Annotated in this window: 16 protein-coding genes and 1 pseudogene; 11 read left to right on the top strand and 6 right to left on the bottom strand. The window is 65.1% G+C overall.

Annotated features, from left to right (window positions below; genetic code table 11):
• Together PEP31012_RS21980 and PEP31012_RS21985 are read right to left on the bottom strand one after the other, a co-directional pair.
• Positions 1-240: pseudogene (locus PEP31012_RS21980) on the bottom strand (hypothetical protein); the annotation flags it as partial.
• Positions 241-373: 133 nt separating this feature from the next.
• Positions 374-1,300 (bottom strand): LysR family transcriptional regulator, encoded by a 927-nt coding sequence (locus PEP31012_RS21985; RefSeq protein WP_150591394.1) that lies wholly within the window; start codon positions 1,298-1,300, stop codon positions 374-376.
• Positions 1,301-1,601: 301 nt separating this feature from the next.
• Between PEP31012_RS21985 and tcuC the strand changes: the two genes are divergently transcribed.
• From tcuC to PEP31012_RS22000, 3 genes are all read left to right on the top strand, one after another.
• Complete coding sequence (tcuC, locus tag PEP31012_RS21990; RefSeq protein ID WP_150591395.1) at positions 1,602-2,921, top strand: MFS transporter; 1,320 nt, start codon at positions 1,602-1,604, stop codon at positions 2,919-2,921.
• 109 nt (positions 2,922-3,030) lie between these two features.
• Entirely contained in the window at positions 3,031-3,846 is an 816-nt protein-coding gene (locus PEP31012_RS21995) for a substrate-binding domain-containing protein (protein ID WP_246171425.1), read from the top strand.
• A 151-nt stretch (positions 3,847-3,997) separates the two neighbouring features.
• Positions 3,998-5,545 (top strand): amidase, encoded by a 1,548-nt coding sequence (locus tag PEP31012_RS22000; RefSeq protein ID WP_246171426.1) that lies wholly within the window; start codon positions 3,998-4,000, stop codon positions 5,543-5,545.
• 33 nt (positions 5,546-5,578) lie between these two features.
• On the opposite strand, the gene PEP31012_RS22005 is transcribed toward PEP31012_RS22000, so the two are convergent.
• A complete protein-coding gene (locus tag PEP31012_RS22005; RefSeq protein ID WP_150591396.1) occupies positions 5,579-5,821 on the bottom strand; it encodes a DUF3820 family protein in 243 nt (80 codons plus the stop codon).
• A gap of 106 nt (positions 5,822-5,927) precedes the next feature.
• On the opposite strand from PEP31012_RS22005, the gene PEP31012_RS22010 reads away from it, so the two are divergent.
• From PEP31012_RS22010 to PEP31012_RS22020, 3 genes are all read left to right on the top strand, one after another.
• Entirely contained in the window at positions 5,928-6,584 is a 657-nt protein-coding gene (locus PEP31012_RS22010) for a cysteine dioxygenase family protein (RefSeq protein ID WP_150591397.1), read from the top strand.
• Positions 6,585-6,839: 255 nt separating this feature from the next.
• A complete protein-coding gene (locus tag PEP31012_RS22015) occupies positions 6,840-8,420 on the top strand; it encodes a rhodanese-related sulfurtransferase (RefSeq protein ID WP_246171430.1) in 1,581 nt (526 codons plus the stop codon).
• Positions 8,421-8,592: 172 nt separating this feature from the next.
• Positions 8,593-9,717: a glycosyltransferase family 9 protein gene (locus PEP31012_RS22020; protein ID WP_150591398.1), complete on the top strand. Its 1,125-nt coding sequence runs from the start codon at positions 8,593-8,595 to the stop codon at positions 9,715-9,717.
• Positions 9,718-9,917: 200 nt separating this feature from the next.
• On the opposite strand, the gene PEP31012_RS22025 is transcribed toward PEP31012_RS22020, so the two are convergent.
• Together PEP31012_RS22025 and PEP31012_RS22030 are read right to left on the bottom strand one after the other, a co-directional pair.
• A complete protein-coding gene (locus PEP31012_RS22025) occupies positions 9,918-11,078 on the bottom strand; it encodes an iron-containing alcohol dehydrogenase (RefSeq protein WP_150591399.1) in 1,161 nt (386 codons plus the stop codon).
• A gap of 123 nt (positions 11,079-11,201) precedes the next feature.
• Entirely contained in the window at positions 11,202-12,650 is a 1,449-nt protein-coding gene (locus PEP31012_RS22030; RefSeq protein WP_150591400.1) for an NAD-dependent succinate-semialdehyde dehydrogenase, read from the bottom strand.
• Positions 12,651-12,894: 244 nt separating this feature from the next.
• Between PEP31012_RS22030 and PEP31012_RS22035 the strand changes: the two genes are divergently transcribed.
• Positions 12,895-13,770 (top strand): IclR family transcriptional regulator, encoded by an 876-nt coding sequence (locus PEP31012_RS22035; RefSeq protein WP_150591401.1) that lies wholly within the window; start codon positions 12,895-12,897, stop codon positions 13,768-13,770.
• A 613-nt stretch (positions 13,771-14,383) separates the two neighbouring features.
• The gene (locus PEP31012_RS22040; RefSeq protein ID WP_150591402.1) at positions 14,384-15,046 is read left to right on the top strand and encodes a flavodoxin family protein; all 663 of its coding nucleotides are present in this window, start codon (positions 14,384-14,386) and stop codon (positions 15,044-15,046) included.
• Between the two features lie 51 nt (positions 15,047-15,097).
• Here the strand turns inward: PEP31012_RS22040 and PEP31012_RS22045 are convergent, their stop codons facing one another.
• Complete coding sequence (locus PEP31012_RS22045) at positions 15,098-15,805, bottom strand: GntR family transcriptional regulator (protein WP_150591403.1); 708 nt, start codon at positions 15,803-15,805, stop codon at positions 15,098-15,100.
• A gap of 184 nt (positions 15,806-15,989) precedes the next feature.
• On the opposite strand from PEP31012_RS22045, the gene PEP31012_RS22050 reads away from it, so the two are divergent.
• From PEP31012_RS22050 to PEP31012_RS22060, 3 genes are all read left to right on the top strand, one after another.
• The gene (locus PEP31012_RS22050) at positions 15,990-17,210 is read left to right on the top strand and encodes a pyridoxal-phosphate-dependent aminotransferase family protein (protein ID WP_150591404.1); all 1,221 of its coding nucleotides are present in this window, start codon (positions 15,990-15,992) and stop codon (positions 17,208-17,210) included.
• A 189-nt stretch (positions 17,211-17,399) separates the two neighbouring features.
• A complete protein-coding gene (locus tag PEP31012_RS22055; RefSeq protein WP_150591405.1) occupies positions 17,400-18,677 on the top strand; it encodes an MFS transporter in 1,278 nt (425 codons plus the stop codon).
• A gap of 292 nt (positions 18,678-18,969) precedes the next feature.
• Positions 18,970-21,966, top strand: coding sequence for an FAD-binding and (Fe-S)-binding domain-containing protein (locus tag PEP31012_RS22060; protein ID WP_246171431.1), 2,997 nt, complete (start codon positions 18,970-18,972; stop codon positions 21,964-21,966).
• Positions 21,967-22,011 lie beyond the last annotated feature (45 nt).

The raw sequence follows: 22,011 nt of genomic DNA on the forward strand, positions 1-22,011 counted from the left end.
GCCAATAATGGCGCCCGTGCGCTCGCGACGATTGGACGTCACTGCGCCACCGGCACCACCGCCAACGGCACCGCCAACCACGGCGCCCGTGCTGCCGCCAAGCGCGCCGCCAACGGCTGCGCCCGCGACGCCGCCCAGCGCACCGCCAAGGGCATTGTTCATATCACCGGCCGAAGCCGACACGGAAGTCGTTGCAGCCAGGGCGGCGATGGCCACCATTGGGAAAATTCGCTTGAGCATGAGTCTTGATTTCGATTCGGATTGACGCGTGGCAAGTATAAAGACACGACGCCATGCCGCCGACACGCCAATGTTTCGTGTCGCGTAAGACGGGTAACAAAATGTTTCCGAGCGTGCATTCCGAGCGATTTGGTTATCGCGCGTCGCCGCTCGCGCGACGCCGCGCCGGTACTTTCATCTCGGCCACATAGCGATACAACTGTGCCGCCGCCGGCGAGAGCGGTCGCGCTTTGCTTCGAATCATGCCCATGCGCCGCGTCACCACCGGGTCGACCAGCGGCACGCTCGTGAGCAACGGATGATCGCCGCCTGGCATCGCCATCGTCGGTACGGCCGCCACCCCGAGTCCCGCTTCGACCAGACCGAGCATCGTCGTGACGTGCTGCGTCTCGCAGATACTTGGCGGACGTTGGGGCAGCGAAGTGAGCGCCTGGTCGAGCAGCAGGCGATTGCCTGAGACGCGTCCGACACTGATGTGGTCGTACTCGTAAAGCTCGCGCCACGTCACTCGCTTCTTGCCCGCCAGCGGATGGTCGCGCCGGCAGGCCGCCACATAGCGCTCCTGCAACAGCAGCTTGAACTCGATGTTGGCCTCCTGACTGCCGATGAAATTCAGCCCGAAGTCCGCGTCACCGTTTGCCACCGACGCGAGCACCTCGTTGGCGCTCGCGTCGAGCACCGAGATGCGGATGCGCGGAAACGCCTGGTGGTAGCGCGAGATCACCTGCGGCATGAAGTAATACGCGGCGGACGGCACACAGGCGATGGTCACGTGCCCCAGGCTCGACGACGCCACATCGCGAATGCCCAGCAGCGCATTGTCCAGATCGTCGAGAATCCGTTGCGCGTCGCGGGCGAAGGCGCGCCCGACGGTCGTCAGCGACACGCGTCGCGTGCTGCGCTCGAAGAGCTTGACCCCGAGCGCGTCCTCGAGCTTTTCGATACGGCGCGAGAGCGCGGGCTGCGAGATGTGGATCGACTCGGCCGCGCGGCGGAAACTCGCCAGTTCCGCCACCGCGCGAAAAGCCTGCAAATCGTTCAGATCGAAATTGATCGCCATGGCGTTGGGGAGAGAGCGTCATGCAAACGACCCAGCGCCCCCGGGTATCAGGGAGCGCAGAGGATCACGGAAGCAAAGGGTGGCGTGTTACCGATCGGTAGGTGCATTAGCGTGTATGGATTGATAGCAAGTATGCATCAATCGTTTCAAAACTTGCAATTCACAGGAGAGGAAGTTTCGGCGCACCATTGGCGGCGTCTAAAAGCGTCCTGGGCAATTCGACATGTCCTTGGCAGAGACGCATTACGACGATTCATTGGCGGCCCGATCCCCCGGGCCGCCGGCAACACGGAGACAGCGCATGTCACAGCGCCCCAACGACGCGGTTTCGCGTCGCCCCTCGAAAGCTGGCGCGGTCGTGCGCGTCACCGCCGGCAACTTCCTCGAACAGTTCGATTTCTTCCTGTTCGGCTTTTACGCTACCCATATCTCGCACGTCTTCTTTCCGGCGACCAGCGAGTTCGCTTCGCTCATGATGACCTTCGCCGTCTTTGGCGCGGGCTTCCTGATGCGACCGCTTGGCGCGATCGTGCTGGGCGCGTATATCGATAACGTCGGCCGCCGCAAGGGTTTGGTCACCACACTGGCGATCATGGCGAGCGGTACGGTGCTCATCGCCTTCGTGCCGGGGTACGCCACCATTGGTCTCGCGGCACCGGTGCTCGTGCTGATCGGCCGCTTGCTGCAAGGTTTCTCGGCCGGTGCCGAGCTGGGCGGCGTATCCGTGTATCTGGCGGAAATCGCCACGCCGGGCCGCAAGGGCTTCTACACGAGCTGGCAGTCGGCGAGCCAGCAGGTCGCCATTGTCGTGTCGGCGGCGCTCGGCTTCACGCTTTCGCTCACGCTTACCGCGCAGCAGATCGCGGCATGGGGCTGGCGTCTGCCGTTCCTCGTGGGTTGCATGATCGTGCCGGTGATCTTTGCGTTGCGACGCTCGCTCCAGGAGAGCGACGAATTCAAGCAGCGCAAGCGTCATCCGTCCTTGGGCGAAGTATTTCGCTCGATGGTTGCCAACGCCGGCGCCGTGATCGGCGGTACGATGCTCGTGGCGCTCACCACGACGGCGTTCTACCTGATTACCGTCTACGCGCCGACCTTCGGCAAGAGCGTGCTGCACCTGTCGAGCGCCGATGCGCTACTCGTCACGCTGTGCGTGGGCGTGTCGAACTTCATCTGGCTGCCGATCGGCGGCACGCTGTCCGACCGCATTGGCCGTCGCCCGGTGTTGTTGATCTTCGCGGGGTTGACGCTGGTGTCCGCCTATCCGGTGCTCACGTTCCTCGTGCAGGCTCCGAACTTCACGCGCATGTTGATCTCGCTGCTGTGGCTGTCGTTCCTGTACGGCATGTACAACGGCGCCATGATTCCGGCGCTGACCGAAGTCATGCCGGCGGATGTGCGCGTGGCTGGCTTCTCGCTCGCGTATAGCCTCGCGACGGCGATCTTCGGTGGCTTCACGCCGGCGTTGTCGACGTATCTGATCCACGTCACGGGCGACAAGGCCGCGCCGGGCTACTGGATGAGTCTCGCCGCGCTGTGTGCGATTTGCGCGACGCTGGCCCTCTATCGACGCCGTCCCGGCGGGCAGGGCCGCCCCCGTACCGAACTCGCCGCTGGCTGAGCCATGCAGCAGGCGCGTCCCCGTTCGCGGGCGCGCCCGGCAACGCTTCCCCAAAACGGATGCCATACGCGCATCCCTCCTCAAAAGCAAAACTCAGAGAGACACTTTCATGAAAGCCATCGCCCTCCCGGCGCGCGTGCGCGCACCCCGACACCTGCTCGCCGCGCTCGGCGCAGGCATCGCCCTGACGACATTGCTCGGCGCTACGGCGGCCAGCGCGCAAGACCTGCACGTGATGAACTCCGGTGGTTTCACGGCCGCTTACAAATTGCTGCTGCCCAAGTTCGAGGCGTCGAGTGGCGACCATGTCGACACCGCCTGGGGGCCGTCGATGGGCAAGGCACCCGAGGCGATCCCCAACCGGCTGGCGCGCGGCGAGTCCGCCGATGCCGTCATCATGGTCGGCTATGCCCTCGACGACCTCATCAAGGCAGGCAAAGTGCGTGCGGATTCTCGCGTTGACCTGGCCGATTCGCGCATTGGCGTCGTCGTGAAAGCGGGGGACGTGGTGCCCGACGTCAGCACCCCCGACAAGCTCAAGGCCGCGCTGCTCGCCGCGAAGTCGGTCGCATATTCCGACAGCGCCAGCGGTGTGTACGTCGAGCGCGAACTCTTCAAGAAGCTGGGCATCGCCGACCAGATGCGGGGCAAGAGCGTGATGGTGCAGAAAACGCCTGTCGCGGAAAAGGTCGCAGCCGGCGAGTACGCGCTTGGGCTGCAACAGGTCAGCGAGCTGCTACCGGTCAAGGGGGCCGCGTTCGCGGGCAAGATTCCCGAGTCGCTGCAATCGGTCACGCGCTTCGCGGGTGGCGTGCCGGTGAATGCGCCGCATCCCGAAGCAGCGAAGAAACTGCTGACGTATATGGCCGCGCCGTCGGTCGCGAAGGCAGTCGAGTCCACTGGTCTCGATCCGCTGGCGCATTGATGACCCGGTGGTCATCACTGAAGATGTGAACTAACGGGTTGTCATCGCCGCGGGGGATAATTTTCCCTCGGCATCCTTGGCGGGTTTGACCGACAATGGCGTGTCAGACAACGGCGTCGCACAGCACGACGCCTCCGCCAAGGAGACACACATGGCCTCAGCGCCAGCCCACCCCGCTCAGCCGATTCAGGCCGCCGATTCGCGTGCCGCCGCCGACACCACGCCCCCCCATGCCCCGCTCTTGAACGACATCGTCGCGCTCGACGCGCTGGCGTTGTCCGACGCCATTCGCGCACGCCGCGTATCGTGCCGCGAGGTCATGCAGGCCTATCTCGCGCACATCGCGCAGGTCAACCCGGCGGTCAACGCCATCGTGTCGCTGCGCGACGCCGACGCGTTGCTCGCGCAGGCCGACGAGCGCGACCGTCAGTTGGCCGATGGCCAGTGGCTGGGCTGGATGCACGGCATGCCGCATGCCGTGAAGGATTTCGCCGCATGCGCAGGATTTCCCACGCGCAAGGGCTCACCGTTGACGTCGGCAGCGCCCGAAACGCAGGACAGCATCAGCGTCGCGCGCATCCGCGCGGCGGGCGCCATTTTCATCGGCAAGACCAACGTCTCCGAGTTCGGACTCGGCTCGCATAGCTACAACCCCGTCTTCGGCACCACCGGCAATGCCTACGACCCGACGCGCAGTGCGGGGGGCAGCAGCGGTGGCGCGGCCAGCGCGCTTGCGCTGCGCATGGTGCCGGTGGCGGACGGCAGCGACATGATGGGATCGCTGCGCAATCCGGCTGCGTTCGGCAACGTGTATGGCATGCGGCCGTCGCAGGGCCGGGTGCCCTATGGCCCGGCACCGGAGTTGTTCGTCCAGCAACTGAGTACCGAGGGGCCGATGGGGCGCACCGTCGCCGATGTCGCCCAACTGCTCGCCACGCAAGCGGGCTACGACGCGCGCAGTCCGCTTTCTCTCGTGCAGGATCATGGTGCGGTGCCGTTCGCGAGCGCGTTGCGACGTGACGTCAAGGGATTGAAGCTGGGCTGGCTGGGCGACTATGGCGGCCATTTGCCGATGGAAGACGGGGTGATGGCCCTGTGCGAGGCATCGTTGCGGGACTTCACGGCCATGGGGTGCGAAGTGCAGGCGTGCGCGCCCGACTTTGCGCCGGCGCGGCTGTGGCAGACGTGGCTCACATTGCGTCACTGGCTCGTGAACGGGTCGCTGGGCGAGCTGTATGCCGACCCTGCGCGTCGCGACAAGCTCAAGCCGGAGGCGCAGTGGGAGGTCGAGGGCGGGAATGCATTGCGGGCGGCCGACGTGTATCGCGCGAGCGTCGATCGCAGCGAGTGGTATCGCTCGCTCGCGCGTTTGTTCGAGCGTTACGACTTCCTGCTGCTGCCGTCGGCGCAGGTCTTTCCGTTTGATGCGCAAATGCATTGGCCGACATCGGTGGCCGGCACGCCGATGGACACCTATCACCGGTGGATGGAAGTCGTGATCGGGCCGACGCTGGCCGGGCTGCCGGCGATCAGCGTGCCGGTCGGGTTCGATGCGCGCGGGTTGCCGATGGGACTGCAAATCATCGGGCCGGCGCAGGCCGATCTCGCGGTGCTGCAACTCGCGCATGCGCACGAGCAGCAAACGCAGTGGGTGCGTCGTCATCTGCCGCCGATGCTGGCAGGGACCGCGCGGGCCTGAGCAGTGAAGCAGAGGCGTGGGCGGCCGTTCGGCTTACCGGGGACGGGTGGTTTGCGCCTGCGCGCGTAGCGGGCGCAGCAACTCACCCAGCGCGTTGTGATCGATCTCGTGCATGAGGGCGAGCAGGCGACCGATGTCGCCCGGCGGGAAACCCTCGCGAGCGAACCAGCTCAGGTAATTGCCTGGCAAATCGGCGATGCGCGTGCCCTTGTGTTTGCCGAACGGCATGGGCGTGGTGACGAGGCGCATCAGCGCATCGGCGTCGAAGTCGAGCATAAGGGACGGGCGCGGCAGGCGCGCGGGCACGAAGGGATGCAAAGCGTTACGCTATCACATGCGTCTCTCGGTTCGCCGGCGAGCGCGCCAAACTCAGGGAGCTTGTATGCACCAAGGATTGGAGAGTATCGCGGCCTCGGGCGATTTGCCCGATCTGGGCGACAAAGCGCTCGAACCGTTGCGCAGGTTCGTCGAGGGGCTCTCGCGACTGCTGGCGCAAGCGCCGGATGAGTCGACGTTGCTCGACGCCGGCGCGGGTCTGCTGGCGCAACTCGTCGCGCGTGACGACTGGCTGCCCGACGCGTTCGCGACGCCGCATCCCGAGCACTATCAGCAGTTCCTGCTGCATTGCGATCCGGCGCAGCGTTTCTGCGTCGTGAGTTTCGTCTGGGGGCCGGGGCAGGTCACGCCGATTCACGATCACACCGTGTGGGGCCTGATCGGCATGTTGCGCGGGGCCGAGCATTCACAACCCTATCGGCTCGACGCGCAGAGCGTGCCGGTCATGTCGGGCGAGTCGGTGTGTCTGTCGCCGGGCGATGTCGAGGCGCTCTCGCCGCGCCTGGGGGACATTCACCGCGTGAGCAATGCCTTCGCGGACCGGGTGTCGGTAAGCATTCACGTGTATGGCGCGAACATCGGTACGGTGCGTCGCAGCGTGTTCACCGAGTCGGGCGAGCGCAAAAGCTTCGTCTCCGGTTACGCCAATGCGCAAGGGCCGGAGTCTCGGGATAAGGCGCCGCACCGCACGTCAGGTACCTGAGGTGACTCAGGCCCGCGCGGCCCATGCCGAAGGACGGCGCAGTCGCCCGCCACGCCCGCCACGCCTGCGGGCGCGTTCTGCCACAATGGCGGTTCGGTTGCACGCAGGCGCGCGTATATAGGCGCGCCGCGCCGACATACCTATCGAATCGACGTTAGACGCATCCAAGGAACCGCCGTGTCCTCTTTCTCGACCGAAGCGCCGTCGCAGACGGCTACCCCGACGTCCGCCGCTGACGATGCCACCTTCCCCGAACTGAGCTTTGCCGACGTGCGCGCCGCGCTGCTTGCCCGCGAAGAGATGGCTCTGCTCGACGTACGCGAAGAAGACCCGTTTGCGCAGGCGCACCCGTTGTGGGCGGCGAACGTCCCGCTCTCACGCATCGAAATCGACGCCTGGGCGCGCATACCGCGACGCGACACGCGCATCGTCGTCTATGGCGAACATGGCGGCGAGGATCTGGCGCCGCGGGCTGCCCGCGTGCTGCGCAAGCTCGGTTATACCGACGTCAATGCCCTTGCGGGCGGCCTCGACGGGTGGATCGCGGCCGGTGGGGAAGTTTTTCGCGACGTCAACGTGCCGAGCAAGGCCTTCGGCGAATGGGTCGAAGGGCTGCGCCATACGCCGTCGCTCTCGGCGCAGGAAGTCCAGGCACTGCTCGATACGCGCGCCGACGTGGTCGTTGTCGACGCGCGCCGTTTCGACGAATACCAGACCATGAACATTCCCGGCTCGACCAGCGTACCCGGCGCGGAACTCGTGCTGCGCGTGCGCGAACTTGCCCCCGACCCGGCCACCCGAGTGATCGTCAATTGCGCCGGACGCACGCGCAGCATCATTGGCACGCAATCGCTCGTCAACGCCGGCCTGCCGAATCCGGTGGCGGCGCTGCGCAACGGCACCATCGGCTGGACGCTCGCTGGTCAGACCCTTGAGCGCGGGGCCGATCGCCGGCCTCCGGCCGTGGTGAGCGGCGCCACGCTGGCCGCAGCACGTGTGGGGGCCCGTGCCGTGGCCGATCGCGCGGGCGTGCGCCGTATCGCGCTGGACGACGTGCCCTCACTGAACGCGCCGGGGCGCACCGTCTACCGCTTCGATGTGCGCACGCCGGAAGACTACGTCGCCGGGCACTTGCCCGACTTTGCCAATGCGCCGGGCGGACAACTCGTGCAGGAGACCGACCATCAGGCGCCGGTGCGTGGCGCGTGGATCGTGCTCGCCGACGACGATGGCGTGCGGGCCGATATGACCGGCTCGTGGCTTGCCCAGATGGGCTGGACCGTCTACGTCGTCGAGCCGCATGGCGACGAGGCGCGCACTGCCCAGGGCGGCTGGCCGTTGCATACGCCGAGCGCGCCCGATGTCGCGACCGTCTCGCCGGCCGTGCTCGCGCGCTGGCTTGACGATTCCGAGCCTGGCCAGGTTGCGGTGCTCGACGTCACCTCGGGCGTCAACTACGTCAAGCGTCACATTCCGGGGGCATGGTTCGTCATTCGCGCGCGCTTGTCCGAGGCCTTGCGTGAGGTCGGTCCTGTGCAGCGTTACGTGCTCACCTGCGGCTCCAGCTTGCTCGCGCGCTTTGCGGCGGACGATTTGCGACGCCTGACCGATGCCGAGATCCTCGTGCTCGATGGGGGGACGCAGGCGTGGATCCATGCCGGACTGCCGCTCGAATCGGGCCCGACCCGACTGGCCAGCCCGCGCGACGATCGCTATCGTCGCCCGTACGAGGGCACCGACAATGCCGCCGAGGCGATGCAGGCGTATCTCGACTGGGAGTACGGGCTCGTCGACCAGTTGCGTCGCGACGGAACGCATCATTTTCAGGTGGTGTGAGCGAGTCCAGGGCGCGACCGTTGGGGCTGGCGGGGGAGCGCCACGTTGCCGTCAAGTGGGGGCAGACGTGGCATACTCCCCAGCTTCTGACGCCGCCGCCTGACGCCACAATGTGAACCCGGTTCACGTGCAAGTGGATCGGTGCCGCGCCCGACTTGCTTTCGAATCCATCATGCCACTGCAGCGCTTCATAGCCCGCCGACTGGGGGCTCTCACCGAACCGAGCACCCGCATTCCCTATGCCTGGGTGTACCACGAACCCGAGGTCTTCCTTCAACGGACGTCGTCGCTTAACGTCGCCAAGAAATACCTCCATCGCCGCTTGCGTCTTGCGTTGAGCGGGCAGTCTAGCCGCGAGGTGCGTCGGGTGTCGCCGGACGCGCGCGTGTTGTGGATTTATGGGGGCAAGGCATCGGTGGGGGATGCGGTGATGGACATGTCGGGCCGTGCGTTGCTGCGAGGGCGCGAGGGTCCGGTCGATCTGTTGATTACGCCGGGGTTGAAAGCCGTGTTCGAGGGCGACGACATCTTTCGTCATGTCTACGACGACCCGACCCGTGTGAAGCCGGGCGATTACGATGTCGTCGTATTGCAGGAGTTCAATTATCCGACGCTGCGACTGAAGCGGAAGTATTTCCCGACGCTGCCATTTGCGTGCCTGTTCCGATTTTTCCACGGGCCGGATCGCAACCAGACCCAATTCAGCCTGGCGGCGGTCAACGACATCTTTTCGCTGGGCCTGGCGAGCGACGATTTGTTTGCGCGCGCGAAGCCGTACTTGAGGCAGGAGTTAGCGTTGCCCGAATCGATGGCGGGGCGATTGTCGCCGGGGTCATTCCTGGTGTTGGCGATGGGGGGCGTCGAGCCGCGGCGCACGTATGCGCATTGGCGCGAATTCTTGCAGGCGTACGACATTGCGTACCAGCCGGGGATGCCTGATGGCGTGGTGCTGTTGGGGTCGAGCAACGGTGTCGAAGCGGCGAACGCGTTGATGCAGGCGAAGTTCGTGCATTTGAAGTTGCAGTCGTTCGTGGGGCAGCTGACGTTGCGCGATGCGAAGCGGGTGATTGGGAATGCGGCGTTGTTCGTGGGGGCCGATGGGGGGTTGATGCATGTGGCGCACACGACGCCGACGCCGAGCGTCACCTTGTTTGCCAAGGCCGAGCCGCCGTATCTTCGGCTCACGCCGGGTTGTCGGTCGACGCCGTTGCAGACTGATTCGGACGTGAGTGCGGTGGATGCCGCCGAGTTGGCGGAGACGGTGGTGGCGACGTTGGCGAGTGCGCCGACGAGGTGAGGGGCAGCGAGGGGGTTCGGGAATTCGGGAAAGAGACGGACCGGGGCCCCTTTCTGCAGCGAGTTGGGTCTATGTCTGAGAGGCGGAAAGGGGCCCCGGTCCGTCGTGGAAGCACTGTGGGGGTACCAAGCAGGTGGCCACATCAGCGATCTCAATCAGCGACCACAATCAGCGACCGGAAGCCTTGTGTCAGCCCCCGATCAAAACGCCGCGCTATAAATAGCAAAAGCATCGGCCTGCGTCACTTCGCGCGGGTTATTCACGAGAAGTCGGGTTTGCAGCATCGCGTCGCTGGCCATTCGTGCGAGGTCGGTTTGTTTCACGCCGACTTCGCGCAGCGTGCGGGGGATGGCCGTCTCGACGATCAATGATTCGATGTGTCGGATGAGGGCGTCGGTCTTGGCCTCATCGCTGCCCGCGGCCTGGGTGGGCAGAATCACATCGGCCAGTTCCGCGTAATGTTGGCTGGCGGCGGGGGCATTGAAGCGCATTACGTGAGAGAGCACGAGAGCGTTCGAGAGCCCGTGCGCGACATGAAAGATGCCGCCGATCGGGTAGGCCAGGGCATGTACGGCGGCGACCGGCGAATTGGCGAACGCCTGGCCGGCGAACATCGCGCCGACCAGCATGGCTTCGCGAGCGGCGCGATGGTTGCCGTCGTTACAGGCGCTCAGCAAATTGCGTGAGAGCAATTCCAGCGCTCTCACGGCGAGCGTATCCGAGATCGGATTCTTCAGATGGGCGGACGTATAGGCTTCGATCGCATGCACCATCGCGTCGATCCCTGTCGCGGCCGTCGCTGCGCGGGGCAGACCGAGCGTGAGTTCCGCGTCGAGAATCGCGAGATCAGCGAAGAGCTGCGGCGACACCACGCCCATCTTTGTCGTCTCTCCGGTCGTCACGATCGACACGGCCGTCACTTCCGAGCCTGTGCCGGCCGTCGTCGGCATCTGCACCAGCGGCAGGCGCGTGCCCGTCACCTTCTTGATGCCATACATCTCCTGGAGCGACTGCGAACCGGGCAGCAGCACCGCGAGCAGCTTCGCCACGTCCATCGACGAGCCGCCGCCCAACCCCAGCACGATCTGCGCATCGGCGGCACGCGCGCGTTGGGCCGCTTCCAGCACCACGTGCTCGGGCGGGTCGGCGATCACATCGTCGATCACCGACACCTGCCAGTCATGCCTGGCCAGATCTGCCAGCGCCGGGGCCAGCAAGCCGCTCTTGTGCAGAAAGCCGTCCGTCACCACGCACACACGCTGGCCCGTCGGGTACTGCTCACGCAATAGCGCGCCCAGTCGACGCGCCGCACCAAATTCCACCACGACGGTCGGAACCGTCTGGAAACGAAAAGCGTTCATGACCGACTTCCTCGTGAGTCCATCACCACCCCAAACGCGACATTCCGGCCGCGCTCGAAACGGCCAACACCGTCGAGCGCCCCGCCAGATCGAACGATGCGAGCGCGATAGCTCGCGTGACGATCACACTTGCAGACAGAGGTACTTCAACTCCAGGTATTCCTCGATGCCATAGTGCGACCCTTCGCGGCCCACCCCCGACTGCTTGATGCCGCCGAACGGCGCGACCTCATTCGAGATCAGGCCAGTGTTCAGGCCCACCATGCCGTACTCGAGCGCTTCCGCCGTGCGCCACGCCCGTGCGATATCGCGTGTGTACAGATAAGCGGCGAGTCCGAATTCCGTGTCGTTCGCGAAGGCGACAGCGTCCGCGTCGTGCGTGAAACGGAACAGCGGCGCGACCGGGCCGAAGATCTCCTCACGCGCCATGCGCATCTGCGACGTCGCGTCGGCAATCACCGTCGGCGTGTAATACGTGCCGCCCAGCGCGTGCGCCGTGCCGCCCACCAGCACGCGAGCGCCGTGCGTCTTCGCGTCGTCCACCAGCGCCACCACCTTCTCGACCGCCTTGCCTTCGATCAGCGGGCCGATGACCACACCGTCGTCCAGACCGTTACCCACCTTCAGCTCGGCGACACGCTTGGCGAATTTCTCGGCAAAGGCGTCGTAAATGCCGTCCTGAATATAGAAGCGGTTCGCGCACACACACGTCTGCCCGCCATTGCGATACTTCGCCGCGAGTGCGCCTTCGACGGCGGCATCGACATCGGCATCGTCGAACACGATGAACGGCGCATTGCCGCCCAGCTCCAGCGACATACGCTTGACCGTCGGTGCGCATTGCGCCATCAGCAGACGGCCTACCGCCGTGGATCCCGTGAACGACAGCTTGCGCACCACGGGATGCGACGTCAGCACACCGCCCACCGCGCGTGCCTCGCCCGTCACCACCTGGAACACGCCACCCGGAATCCCGGCGCGGTGGGCCAACTCGGCCAACGCAAAGGCGGAGAGCGGCGTCAGTTCCGATGGCTTCACCACGATCGCGCAGCCCGCCGCCAGCGCCGGGGCCACCTTCCGCGTAATCATCGCTGCCGGGAAATTCCACGGCGTGATCGCCGCGCACACGCCGACCGGTTGCTTGAGCGTGACCAGACGCTTGTCCGACGCCGGCGTGGCGAGCACATCGCCATCCACACGCTTGGCTTCTTCCGCAAACCACTCGATAAAGCTGGCCGCATACGCGATCTCGCCGCGTGCCTCTGCCAGCGGCTTGCCTTGCTCGCGCGTCATCAGATACGCCAGGTCGTCGGCGTTGGCGAGCATCAGATCGAACCAGCGACGCAGAATCCCGGCACGTTCCTTACCCGTGCGCGCCGCCCACGGCTTTTGTGCCACTTCGGCGGCCGCCACGGCGCGCGTCGTTTCGTCCGCGCCGAGGTCCGGCACTTTGGCCAGCACGTCACCGGTAGCCGGGTCCCGCACATCGAGCGTCTTGCCGCTGTCCGCGGCGATCCATTGGCCATCGACCCAGGCGAGTGTCTTGAAGAGAGAGGTGTCTTTAAGTTGCATGGCAGTTGGCCGGGCTCGCCGGCATTTCCGGTTGGGGGAACCACAAGCGGTGTTGCCTTGATTTACCGCTTGTCGTTCCATCTATTGAACGATATTCTATGTATTGAACCTCATTCTACGTATCGAATGTTGCCGGTGCAACTCAGGGTTTTCCGAAGATGGAATTTCCATGACTTGCCCTTGCCGACGGCCGGCGCAGTTCGCCCCGATCCATCGCCACCATTCTGAAGCCGATTTCCGATTCATGCCCAAGCGCAAACTCGACCTCCCCGTCAACGCCAACCACGCCGCCACCGACGCCCGTGACGCCCGTTACGCCCGTTACGCCCGTGACGCCCGCCACGGTGAACCGCTCAAGACCACCGCCCCGGCCGTGGTGCGCGCCGTGCACATCCTCGATGTGATCGCGGCGGCTTCCGAGCCCATCGCATTGGCCGATCTGGCGCGAGAGACGGGCGTGCCCAAGAGCACGTTGCACGGCCTGTGCGACACGCTGGTCAAGCTCCGTCTCGTCAAGCGCCACGCCAATGGCGGCATGACGATGGGCTCGTATGTGATGGGCTGGGCGAATGCGTTCCTGTCGCAGACCCATATCACCGAAGAATTTCGGTCGGTCTGGGAGGCATCGTCCGCGTTCGCGCAAGAAACGGTGACGCTTTCCGTGCTCGATGGCACCGACGTGATCTATCTTGCCTGCCACAACGGCAATCGGCCGCTCGGCGTGACCTTCCGCATCGGCATGCGCCTGCCCGCGCCTTTTACGGCGACCGGCAAGGCCATGCTCTCGACGCTGCCGGGGGATGAGGCCGCAGATCTGCTCGCCGATGCGTGGCCCGCGCCGCTCACGCGCGCCAGTGTGCCGACGTATGCGGCGTTGGCCGAAGAGATGGCGCAGGCGCGTCGTGATGGCTACTCGATCGACAACGGGCAAATGCGCGAAGGCATGATCTGTTTTGGCGCACCAGTGTTCGACGCGAGCGGCGAGCGTGCCGTCGCGGGACTTGCCGTCAGTTTCGTCACGAATGACATCGACCTGGCAACGGGCCAGCGCCTCGGGCGTCAGATTCGCGAACTGGCCGATCAGTTGTCGGTGCGGCTGGGCGCATCGGTGCGACGCTGAGCGGTCGAGCGCGTGGGGCTGAGAGTTGTCGGTGCGGCTGGGCGCATCGGCGCGACGCTGAGAGGTCGAGCGCGTGGAGCTGAGAGTTGTCGGTGCGGCTCGGCGCATCGGCGCGACGCTGAAACGTCGAGCGGGTAGGGCCGAAGCATTCGCCGTCCCGCCGGGTCGTGCGCGGATCGGCTGCAGACCGATTCCGGATGAACTTCCTGCAACTGCGTATCCATCGGTTCGTTTTGCCTTCGGAGTTTTCCCAAATCCGAGGGTAACGACGGCGAGGGTTTGCATGCGGCCCTCGCCGATTCGGGGGCGCGGAGAGCCCGCGCGAGGCGATGCGTCGGTGGCCCGGCTCGATCCGGGAGCCCTATGGCCTGGCCCGCCGTCAGCGGCGTGCCAGCGTCCTGTCAGGTGCGCGATGACTGGCTGACAGCGTGGCGTCGCCGTCCGATTGTTATCGTTGGCGGAACAGTCATGTTCGATTCTGCCGGCTATTCCCTTAGGGTTTTCACTGGCATCATCTGGCCTTGACCGATGTCCAGACAAGCCAGCGGAAGCGTAGGGAAGCGCGATCCAGGCGGTGCCATGGGGCGGACATCCATTCGGGAAGCACTAGACCATGTCCAATATCGCAATCGTCTATTACTCGCAAGGCGGCGCGACCGCCATGATTGCGCATTCCGTCGCCCAGGGAGTCAACGACGCCGGCGCGCACGCGCAATTGCTCAGCATCGAGCCGCATCAATTCATCGATGGACAGTGGCACGACGACGCCCTGCTGATGCGCCTGGCTGCGGCCGACGCCATCATCTTTGGGGCGCCCGCTTTCCAGGGGGGGATCGCCGCGCCGTTCAAGGCGTTTGCAGACGCAACGACCGGTAGGTGGCGCACGCACGACTGGCGCAACAAAGTGGCGGGCGGCTTTTCGTTCAGCTACCGTTCGGAAGACGACAAGCGCGATACGCTCGACTTCTTTGCGGCGCTTGCCGCCCAGCACGGCATGCCGTGGGCCGATGCCGACGAGGCAGACATTGCGCCACGCGCAAGCGGCACCCAACGTGGCCAACGTGGTATTCAACGTCATCCCGGTCATTTTCCGGCCGTCACCGCGCCGGGGGCCGATGTCGATGCCGCCTACGCGCTCGACCCGGCGGACGTGATTGCCGGCAAGCAGTACGGCCGCCATGTCGCGGCACTCGTCGCACGTCTGGCAGGCGAAGTGCTGGAATCGCCGGCGGTGTTGGCGCGTCGCGCCCGCGAAGCGGCCGAGCGCCGACTGTAATCGACGGCGGCGCCTGCGCGCGGACGGTGAGCGGCAGGCCGCCGCGCGACCTCAGTTGCGGGGCGCGCCGTCCGCCGGTTCGGCGTGGATTTGCAGTACGGCATCGCGCTTGGCCAGCAAATGCTTGCGCAGGATCTCGCCGAGGCGTTTGCCGTCATGCTTTTCGAGGGCATCGATCATTTGCTCGTGCTCGTCGATCGCGCGATCCCACTTGTCCGCATGGAAGTTCGAGCGAAAGCGCAGTGCCATGAGCCGACGGTTGATCGCGACGTACGTCTGGCGCAACGCCCCGTTGCGCGCGGCTTCATTGATGCGATCGTGAATCGCCTGATTGCGCGCGTAATAGCCCGGCAGATCCTGCTGCGCGCGGCACGCGAGCATCGCATAGTGCAGCGCCTTGATTTCGGCCAGCTCGACCGGCGTCATCCGCTCGGCGGCCAACTCCCCTGAAAACGCTTCGAGCGCACTCATCAGTTCGAACGTCTCCCGGATTTCCTTCTCCGTCATGCGGGCAACACTGGCCCCGCGATTCGGCGCGATCTCGATCAGCCCCTCGGCGGCCAGCACTTTGAAGGCCTCGCGCAGCGGCGTGCGTGAGATGCCCAGCGTTTCGCACAACTCGCGCTCGTTGAGTTTTACGCCGGGCGAGAGTACCCCCTCAATGATGAGCTTGCGCAGATGCTCGACAACCGTGTCGTGCAAACGCAGGCGCTCCACACGCGGGATGTCTGGCGTGGCAATCGTCGACGTGTTTTCCATTTTTGCATTCAAAATCCGTAAAACCCTATCAGTGCGATTGTAACGCATGGCGAGGCATGCTCGTGACTCTAGGGTAAACGACTGTATTGAAAGTACTTCCCACCTCTTGCGAAACTTTCCTGCTCTGCTAAAGTATTTTGCATGCAAAATTCAAAAACGAATTTTCAAGAGGAGAACGACGTTCATGTTGAAGCTTGATTTCCATCCCTCGGGCCGCCACTTCCTGCAAATTCCGGGACCCAGCCCGGTGCCCGACCGCATTTTGCGCGCCATGAGCTACCCGACGATCGATCACCGCGGCCCGGAGTTCGGCGCGCTCGGTCGCAAGGTGCTGGCCGACATCAAGAAAATCTTCAAGACCGAACAGCCAGTGGTGATCTACCCGGCGTCGGGCACCGGCGCGTGGGAGGCCGCGCTGTCGAACACACTCTCGCCGGGCGACGCGGTGCTGATGTTCGAGACGGGGCATTTCTCCACGCTCTGGAAAAAGATGGCCGAGAGCCTTGGCCTGAAGCCGGAGTTCATCGGTCTGCCGGGCACCGAGGGCTGGCGTCGCGGCGTACAGCCGGACATGATCGAAGCGCGCCTGCGTGCCGACGCCGCGCATGGCATCAAGGCCGTGTGCGTGGTGCATAACGAAACCTCGACGGGCGTCACGTCGGATATCGCGGCCGTGCGTCGTGCCATCGACGCGGCCGGGCATCCTGCGCTGTTGCTTGTCGACACGATCTCGGGCCTGGCCTCGGCCGATTACCGTCACGATGAATGGGGCGTGGACGTCACCGTCTCGGGCTCGCAGAAGGGACTGATGCTGCCGCCGGGCATCAGCTTCAACGCGGTCTCGGCCAAGGCGCTCGAGGCCAGTCGCCACGCGAAGCTGCCGCGCGCCTTCTGGGGCTGGCAGGAAATCATCGAAGCGAACAAGCACGGCTACTGGCCGTACACGCCGAACACGAACCTGTTGTATGGCCTGTCCGAAGCGCTCGACATGATTTTCGAGGAAGGGTTGGACAACGTGTTCGCGCGCCACCAACGTCTGGCCGAGGCCACGCGTCGCGCGGTACGCGCGTGGGGCCTCGAGATTCAGTGCCAGGATCCGGCGGTGTACAGCCCGGTGCTCACCGGCGTGGTCATGCCGCAAGGCGTCGACGCCGATGCGGTGCGCAAGCGCATTTACGAACGCTTCGACATGTCGCTGGGGCAGGCGCTCGGCAAGATTCGCGGCACGATGTTCCGCATTGGCCATCTGGGCGACTGCAACGACCTCACGCTCATGGCCACGCTCTCGGGCTGCGAAATGGGACTGCAGATTTCCGGCGTGAAACTCGCCGGATCGGGGGTGGTGGCCGCCATGGATTACCTCGCGCGGGCGCAGGACACCCCATCGCTCAAGGTTGCCGCCTGACGCCCCGTCGTCGGTCCCCGAGAGCAAAAGGGGCGTCGCCGGCGCTTGGCGGCCCCCTTGCAGTGAACGCTTGACTTGTCATTCAGACGGCACAGGGCCACACCAGAGAAGGGCCTTGGCCGCCGCAACACCTTATGCGCTGCCGGCATGTTGCGGGCGCGCTTCACAGGCTGTTTCAGGAGACATGCAATGAAGCTTTTCAGAGCGACCAGGGTCGTGCTGGTGATGCTATGCGTCATGTATTTCATCACCTATCTCGATCGCGTCAACGTCAGTACGGCTGCGGCCGGCTTCGGCAAGGAATTCAACCTCAACAAGACCGAGATCGGTCTGGTCTTCTCGGCATTTGCCTACCCCTACCTGGTGTTTCAGATCATCGGCGGCTGGGTGAGCGATCGCTTTGGCGCGAAACGCACGCTGCTCGTGTGCGGTGCCTTGTGGGCCGTCGCCACAATCCTCACCGGCATGGCGGGCGGTCTCGTCACGCTGCTGCTGGCGCGTCTGCTGCTCGGTCTTGGCGAGGGCGCCACGTTCCCGGCCGCCACGTCGGCCATGTCGCGCTGGGTCGCCAAGGAAAAGCGCGGCTTCGCGCAGGGCATCACGCACGCGGCGTCACGCATCGGCAACGCGGTGGCGCCGGCCGTTGTCGTGTTCATCATGGCGACACACGGCTGGCGTGAGTCGTTCTATCTGTGCGGGATCGTGAGCCTGGTCTGGGTGGCGGTGTGGGGACTGACGTTTACCGAGCGCCCGCAGGACCATCCGCGCATCACGACGGAAGAACTGGCCGTGTTGCCCGCCGTGAAAACCAAGCGTGCGTCGGTGCCGTGGGGCCCGCTCTTCAAGCGCATGATGCCGGTCACGATTGTGTATTTCTGCTATGGGTGGACGCTGTGGCTCTTCCTGTCGTGGATTCCGCAATACTTTCTGCACAGCTACGACCTCAATCTCAAGAAGTCTGCGCTGTTTGCGTCGAGCGTGTTTTTCGCCGGGGTGATCGGCGATACGCTGGGCGGTATCGTCACCGACAAACTTTACGAGCGCACCGGCAGCCTGAAGCGCGCCCGTAGCTGGATGGTGTCGATTTGCATGTTGCTCACGCTGCTCTCGCTCGTGCCGATGTTGTTCACGCACCATCTCTATGTGTCGATGGCATGCCTGGCGTTTGGCTTCTTCTTCGCCGAAATGACGATCGGGCCGATGTGGTCGATTCCGATGGATATCGCACCGGAACACGCGGGCACAGCCAGCGGCATGATGAATACCGGGTCCGCATTGGCCGCGATCCTCTCGCCGGTGCTCTCGGGGTATCTCATCGATCGCACGGGCAATTGGGAATTGCCGTTCCTCGGCAGCATGATTCTCATGGCTGTCGGTGTCGTGCTGGCGTTCCGCATGCAGCCCGAGAGCAAGTTCGCACTCGACGGCGACGCCGCCGCCGCGAGCAATACCCGTCAGCCCGCCTGACGTGCGCCGGGTGCCGCCAGTCGGATCGTCGTCACGCTTGCCGTTTGCAACAAGGCGGGCGACACCGACAACGCGGGCGGCATCCCGCGAGAACCACTGGCCGGGCACGCGTCACACGTGCCCGGCGGGTTCGCTGCCGCTTGATTGATGCCTCACTCGTGCCGGATCTGTCTCCGACTCGTACCCGATTTGTACCTGCTCCGGCCAGCCCAACGCCTGCAATGTCATGAACGCCCAATCGAACACCCGCGCGAATGCGCCTACGAACCTCATCAGCCAGCCGGTGCCCCTCATGCCGATGCAGCGCGGCGGCGTCGCCATCACGCCGTTGCAGGACCGTCTGCGTCGCGAGTTGCGCGGTGACGTGCACTTCGATCGCGCGAGCCGTGGCCGCTATGCGACCGATGCGTCGATCTACCAGATCTTCCCGATCGGCGTGGTGGTGCCGCGCGATCAGGACGACCTGATCCGTGCGCTCGACATCGCGCGCGACCAACACGTGCCGGTGCTCGCGCGCGGCGCGGGCACGAGTCAATGCGGCCAGACCATCGGCGAGGCGCTTGTCATCGACAACAGCAAGTGGCTCAATCGTGTCGTGGCGTTCGATGCCGAAGCGCGCACGGTCACCGTCGAGCCGGGCATTGTGCTCGATCACCTGAACGCGTGGCTCAAGCCGCACGGCTTGTGGTTTCCGGTGGATGTGTCGACGGCAGCGCAATGCACCCTCGGGGGCATGACGGGTAACAACTCTTGCGGCTCGCGCTCGCTCGAATACGGCAATATGGTGCACAACGTGCTGGCCATCGATGCGGTGCTGCCCGACGGCGCGCAACTGCACTTCGGCGCGCTGCACACGCCGCCCGCCGACACTCGCACGCAGGCGATTCTCGCGGGCGTGCACGCCATTGCCATGCGTGAGCGAGACGAACTGCGCGAACGTGTGCCGCGCGTGCTGCGGCGGGTCGCGGGTTACAACCTCGATCTGTTCGACTGCCTCAATCCGCGCGCCTATACGGACGACGGGGTGGCCAATCTGTCGCATTTGCTGGTCGGCTCGGAAGGCACGCTGGCGTACAGCCGCCAGATCACGCTCAAGCTCGTGCCGCTGCCGGTGCACAAGACGTTGGGCGTGGTCAACTTCCCGACGTTCTATCAGGCGATGGATCTCACGCAGCACATCGTCAAGCTGGGGCCGGTGGCGGTGGAACTGGTCGACCGCACGATGATCGATCTGGCGATGGACAACCGGGCGTTCCGTCCCGTGATCGAGACGGCGCTCGTCGGCGATCCGCAAGCCATTCTGCTGGTGGAATTCGCGGGAGACGACGCCGGCGCGCTGCGCGCCAGGCTTGACGATCTCGCCACGCTCATGGCGGACCTCGGGTTGCCGGGCGTCGTGGTGAAGATGCCCGACGCGGGGCCGCAGAAAGCGCTCTGGGAAGTGCGCAAGGCGGGCCTGAACATCATGATGAGCATGAAGGGCGACGGCAAGCCGGTGTCGTTCATCGAAGATTGCGCGGTGCCGCTCGAACACCTTGCCGAGTACACGCGGCGCTTGACCGAAGTGTTCCATCGCAATGGAACCGAGGGCACGTGGTATGCGCACGCGAGCGTGGGCACGCTGCACGTGCGGCCGATACTGGACATGCGTCGCGACGGCGCGTTGAAGATGCGCGCCATCGCCGACGAGGCGGCGGCGCTCGTGCGCGAATACAAGGGCGCCTATTCGGGCGAGCACGGCGACGGGCTGTGCCGCGGCGAGTGGGTGGCGTGGCAATACGGTCCGCGTTTGAATGCCGCGTTCGGCGAGATCAAGCAACTGTTCGATCCGGAGAATCGCTTCAACCCGGACAAGATGGTTCGTCCACCGAAGATGGACACGCGCGAGTTGTTTCGCTTCGCGCCGGGCTATGCGGCCCAACCGATCGTCCCCGCGCTCGACTGGACGGCGTGGAACGTGCAGCGCAACGCGCTGACCGGCGAGCAGACGGCGCCCGACACCGGCACCGACGCCACGCACGGACTCGCGTCGGCCGTCGAGATGTGCAACAACAACGGGCACTGCCGCAAGTTCGATGCGGGCACGATGTGTCCGAGCTATCGCGTCACGCGCGACGAGCAGCACGTCACGCGTGGGCGTGCGAACACGTTGCGTCTGGCTGTCTCCGGACAACTGGGCGAGGCGGGGCTCGCGAGCGACGACGTCAAGGCCGCGCTCGACCTGTGTGTGTCATGCAAGGGCTGCAAGCGCGATTGCCCAACGGGCATCGACATGGCGCGCTTCAAGATCGAGGCGCGTCACGCGCGGGCCAAGCGCCATGGTGTGTCGCTCAGAGACAAGCTGATCGCCTATCTGCCGCGCTATGCCCCGTGGGCCAGCCGGGTGGGCGGCCTGCTCGACGCGGCGCAGCGTTTGCCGGGCAGCAATGTGGCGAAGCGCTGGCTCGGCCTGGCGCAGGCGCGCTCGCTGCCGGCACTCAAGGCCTCGTTCCTGGAACGGCAGGCGCCGCTGGCAGACGCCCCCGCGCCGGATTCGGCCGGGCACCGCCAGGTGCTGCTGTTCATCGATACGTTCAACAACTACATGGAGCCGGAGAATGCGCTTGCTGCGAAGCGCGTGCTCGAAGTCGCCGGGTACACCGTTCACGTGAATCGGCGCCCGGGCGAGCGGCCGTTGTGTTGCGGCCGCACGTTTCTCGCGGCGGGGCTTGTGGATGAGGCGAAGGCGGAGGCGCAGCGTTTGCTCGACGCGTTGATGCCGTTTGTCGAGCAAGGGGTGCCGATCGTGGGGTTGGAGCCCTCGTGCCTGCTGTCGCTGCGCGACGAAGTGCTGGGCTACGGCTTTGGCGATGCCGCTCGCCGGTTGGCCGACAACGCGTATTTGTTTGAGGAATTTCTGGTTCGCGAGCAAGCGGCAGGGCGCTTCGAAGTGGCCTGGCGCGCGCTGCCCGACGGCGTGGGCGAAGCCCTGGTACATGGGCACTGCCATCAGAAGGCGTTCGACGCATTGTCTCCTGTCACGACCGTGCTTGGTTGGGTGCCGGGGCTGAAGGTATCATCGATCGAATCGTCATGCTGCGGCATGGCGGGCAGTTTCGGTTACGAGGCCGAGCACTACGACACGTCGCGCGCGATGTCCGAGTTGACGCTGTTGCCGGCCGTCAGGCAGCGCGGTGCAAACGCCATTGTGGTCGCCGACGGCACCAGTTGCCGGCACCAGATCCACGATGGGGCGAACACGCAGGCGCTGCATGTGGCGCGCGTGCTGGAGCGGGCGCTGCCTGCGTGAGTGCCGATTTTCTGCAATGCCGTTCAACGCCTTCAAAGGATTGTG

The sequence above is a fragment of the Pandoraea eparura genome (assembly GCF_902459725.1).
Lineage (GTDB): Bacteria > Pseudomonadota > Gammaproteobacteria > Burkholderiales > Burkholderiaceae > Pandoraea > Pandoraea eparura.

Bases quoted from the DNA above. Each gene is read 5' to 3' on its own strand.
- PEP31012_RS21985 (WP_150591394.1), bottom strand. From the start codon at position 1,300: ATGGCGATCAATTTCGATCTGAACGATTTGCAGGCTTTTCGCGCGGTG.
- tcuC (WP_150591395.1), top strand. From the start codon at position 1,602: ATGTCACAGCGCCCCAACGACGCGGTTTCGCGTCGCCCCTCGAAAGCT.
- PEP31012_RS21995 (WP_246171425.1), top strand. From the start codon at position 3,031: ATGAAAGCCATCGCCCTCCCGGCGCGCGTGCGCGCACCCCGACACCTG.
- PEP31012_RS22000 (WP_246171426.1), top strand. From the start codon at position 3,998: ATGGCCTCAGCGCCAGCCCACCCCGCTCAGCCGATTCAGGCCGCCGAT.
- PEP31012_RS22005 (WP_150591396.1), bottom strand. From the start codon at position 5,821: ATGCTCGACTTCGACGCCGATGCGCTGATGCGCCTCGTCACCACGCCC.
- PEP31012_RS22010 (WP_150591397.1), top strand. From the start codon at position 5,928: ATGCACCAAGGATTGGAGAGTATCGCGGCCTCGGGCGATTTGCCCGAT.
- PEP31012_RS22020 (WP_150591398.1), top strand. From the start codon at position 8,593: ATGCCACTGCAGCGCTTCATAGCCCGCCGACTGGGGGCTCTCACCGAA.
- PEP31012_RS22025 (WP_150591399.1), bottom strand. From the start codon at position 11,078: ATGAACGCTTTTCGTTTCCAGACGGTTCCGACCGTCGTGGTGGAATTT.
- PEP31012_RS22030 (WP_150591400.1), bottom strand. From the start codon at position 12,650: ATGCAACTTAAAGACACCTCTCTCTTCAAGACACTCGCCTGGGTCGAT.
- PEP31012_RS22035 (WP_150591401.1), top strand. From the start codon at position 12,895: ATGCCCAAGCGCAAACTCGACCTCCCCGTCAACGCCAACCACGCCGCC.
- PEP31012_RS22040 (WP_150591402.1), top strand. From the start codon at position 14,384: ATGTCCAATATCGCAATCGTCTATTACTCGCAAGGCGGCGCGACCGCC.
- PEP31012_RS22045 (WP_150591403.1), bottom strand. From the start codon at position 15,805: ATGGAAAACACGTCGACGATTGCCACGCCAGACATCCCGCGTGTGGAG.
- PEP31012_RS22050 (WP_150591404.1), top strand. From the start codon at position 15,990: ATGTTGAAGCTTGATTTCCATCCCTCGGGCCGCCACTTCCTGCAAATT.
- PEP31012_RS22055 (WP_150591405.1), top strand. From the start codon at position 17,400: ATGAAGCTTTTCAGAGCGACCAGGGTCGTGCTGGTGATGCTATGCGTC.
- PEP31012_RS22060 (WP_246171431.1), top strand. From the start codon at position 18,970: ATGCCGATGCAGCGCGGCGGCGTCGCCATCACGCCGTTGCAGGACCGT.